The organism is Pseudoflavonifractor capillosus (genome assembly GCF_016899775.1).
Classification (GTDB): Bacteria; Bacillota; Clostridia; order Oscillospirales; family Oscillospiraceae; genus Lawsonibacter.
In genome coordinates this window covers 1-2,529 of record NZ_JACJJE010000115.1, presented here as the reverse complement: position 1 = coordinate 2,529, position 2,529 = coordinate 1, and the positions used below count along the sequence as shown (strand labels likewise).

At 57.0% G+C, this 2,529-nt stretch carries 3 protein-coding genes and 1 pseudogene; all 4 read left to right on the top strand.

What is annotated here, in order from left to right:
• Positions 1–927, top strand: a pseudogene (locus tag H6B31_RS16445) (relaxase/mobilization nuclease domain-containing protein); the annotation flags it as partial.
• Positions 917–1,303 carry a cysteine-rich VLP domain-containing protein gene (locus tag H6B31_RS16440; protein ID WP_204899487.1) on the top strand — a complete coding sequence of 129 codons (387 nt, stop codon included), beginning with the start codon at positions 917–919 and terminating at the stop codon, positions 1,301–1,303. The pseudogene H6B31_RS16445 and the gene H6B31_RS16440, both read left to right, overlap by 11 nt.
• A 112-nt stretch (positions 1,304–1,415) precedes the next feature.
• Positions 1,416–2,174, top strand: a complete 759-nt coding sequence (locus H6B31_RS16435; RefSeq protein WP_195991318.1) for a putative phage replisome organizer — start codon at positions 1,416–1,418, stop codon at positions 2,172–2,174.
• Positions 2,171–2,529 (top strand): P-loop NTPase family protein (locus H6B31_RS16430; protein ID WP_510186753.1); only part of this gene is annotated, 359 nt, incomplete at its 3' end. The genes H6B31_RS16435 and H6B31_RS16430, both read left to right, overlap by 4 nt.

Sequence of the window (2,529 nt, the reverse complement as noted above, 5' to 3'; positions counted from 1 at the left end):
ACCAAGTTTGAAACGAACAAGGAGAAGCTGCGGCAGACCATACGCGCCGCGCTGTCTGCGGCGACCTCATTCGAGGACTTTTCCTCTCTGCTGCTGCGGGAGGGCGTGGCCGTCAAGGAGAGCCGGGGGCGGCTATCCTATCTCACGCCGGACAGGACAAAGCCCATTACCGCCCGAAAGCTGGGTGACGACTTTGACCGCGCCGCTGTCTTTGCCGTTTTGGAGCAGAACGCCGCCAGAGCCGCAGAAAAGCCCGCAGCCATACCCGAATACCCCCGGCATGGGAAAACCGGCATACAGCCCACAAAAGTCCCACAAACCGCCCCGAAACAGGACGGTGTGCAGCGGCTTGTGGACATTGAGCAGAAAATGGCCGAGGGCAAAGGCCGGGGCTATGAACGCTGGGCGACCATGCACAACCTCAAACAAATGGCCGCGACGCTGAATGTGTATCAGGAATACGGCTTCACTTCCCCGGAGCAGTTAGAAGCCGCCGTTGATACCGCCTATCAGGAAATGCGCCAGACCAGCGGCAAGCTGAAAACGCTGGAAACGAAGCTACAAGGAAAAAAGGAGTTGCAGCAACAGGTACTTGCCTATGCCAAGACCAAGCCCGCCCGCGACGGGCTGAAAGCGCAGAAATCCGAGAAAGCCCGCGCCGCCTACCGGCAGGCAAACGAGAGCGATTTTATCATAGCCGAAGCCGCCGCCCGGTATTTCAAGGCGCATGGCATTACCAAGCTGCCCGCCCGGAAAGCGTTGCAGGCCGAGATCGAGCAGCTTATCTCCGAGAAAGACGGCCTGTATAACACCTATCACGAACAGAAACAGCGGTTCAAGGAATTGCAGACCGTCAAGCGGAACATCGACCAGATTTTGCGCCGGGAGGAACCCCACCGCAGAAAGGAGCAGAGCCATGAACGATAACCTGCCCCGCATGGACTACCGCCAGCACCGGCGGGCGCGGCGGCTGGTGCATGAGTGCTGTAACTATGACGGGGGGAACTGCCTGCTGTTAGACGACGGGGAGCCTTGCGTGTGCGTCCAGAGCATTTCCCTTTCCCTCATGTGCCGCTGGTTCCGTGTGGCTGTCCTGCCCCTTGACGGGGAGCTGGCCGCAGCCCTCTTGTACCGGGGAAGCCGGAAACGGTGTGCGGTCTGCGGCGCGGCATTTGTCCCCAAATCCAACCGGGGAAAATACTGCCCCGACTGCGCCGGACGCATGAAGAAAATCAAAGCCGCCGAGAGAAAGCGGAAACAAAGGCAGAGATGTCACGCTTTAGAGCCTTTCAAACCCGCATAAATCAAGGCTTTTTTCGTGGGTGTCAAAGGGTGTGCGATACATTTATCCTTTTCCCCCGGAAACGGCGTTCTAAATGCGTACAAACGCCCCAAATCCACCCAAAGGAGGAACCATGTCAGACAACCGAAAATACTACTACCTCAAGCTGAAAGAGAATTACTTTGACGAGGACGCTATCGTGCTGCTGGAAAGTATGCAGGACGGCATCCTCTATTCCAACATTCTCTTGAAATTGTACTTGAAATCGCTGAAAAACGGCGGGAAGTTGCAGCTTGATGAAAATATCCCCTACACCGCGCAGATGATTGCCACCATTACCCGCCAGCAAGTCGGCACCGTAGAACGAGCCTTGCAGATTTTTATGAAGCTGGGGCTTGTGGAGCCGCTGCCAAGCGGCGCGCTGTATATGAGCAACATTGAACTGCTGATCGGCCAATCCTCTACCGAGGGGGAGCGAAAACGGCGGGCAAGGCTGGCTTTGCAGGAACAAAAAGCCTTGCCAAAGGCCGGGGCGGACAAATGTCCACCATATCAAGCGGACATTTGTCCACCAGAGATAGAGATAGAGAAAGAGATAGAGATAGAAAAAGAGAGAGAGCGAGAGTTAGATACGGGACAGCCCGCCCGCGCCGCCTATGGCCGGTATGAAAATGTCTTTCTTTCGCAATCAGAACTGGACGGGCTGAAAGCAGACCTGCCCGACAAATGGAACTACTACATTGACCGGCTATCCTGCCATATTGCGTCCAGCGGCAAGCGATACCGCAGCCATGCCGCCACAATCTACAAATGGGCGCAGGAGGACGCAGCCAAGAAAGCCCCGAAAAAGGGCATACCAGACTACTCATGCAAGGAGGGCGAGAGTTTATGAAGAACGAAATCAACGCTGTTTTGGAGAATATGACGGCCACCACCCCGGAGCCGGAGGACTACACCGGCGAGGACGGTTTACTGTACTGCGGCAAGTGCCGCAAGCCGAAAGAAGCCTATTTTGCGCCGGATAAGGCCGCTGTCTTTGGCCGTGACCGCCACCCGGCAGAGTGCGACTGCCAGAGAGCCGCCCGCGAAGAACGGGAGGCCGCCGAGAAGCGGCGCAGGCACCTTGACACCGTGGAGGAACTGAAACGCCGGGGCTTTACCGACCCCACCATGCGGGACTGGACTTTTGAGAACGACAACGGCAGGAACCCGCAGGCCGGGATTGCCCGCCGGTATGTGGAACACTG

What these genes read in the sequence shown, in the direction of transcription:
- H6B31_RS16440 (WP_204899487.1), top strand. Translation starts at nt 917, where the DNA reads ATGAACGATAACCTGCCCCGCATGGACTACCGCCAGCACCGGCGGGCG.
- H6B31_RS16435 (WP_195991318.1), top strand. Translation starts at nt 1,416, where the DNA reads ATGTCAGACAACCGAAAATACTACTACCTCAAGCTGAAAGAGAATTAC.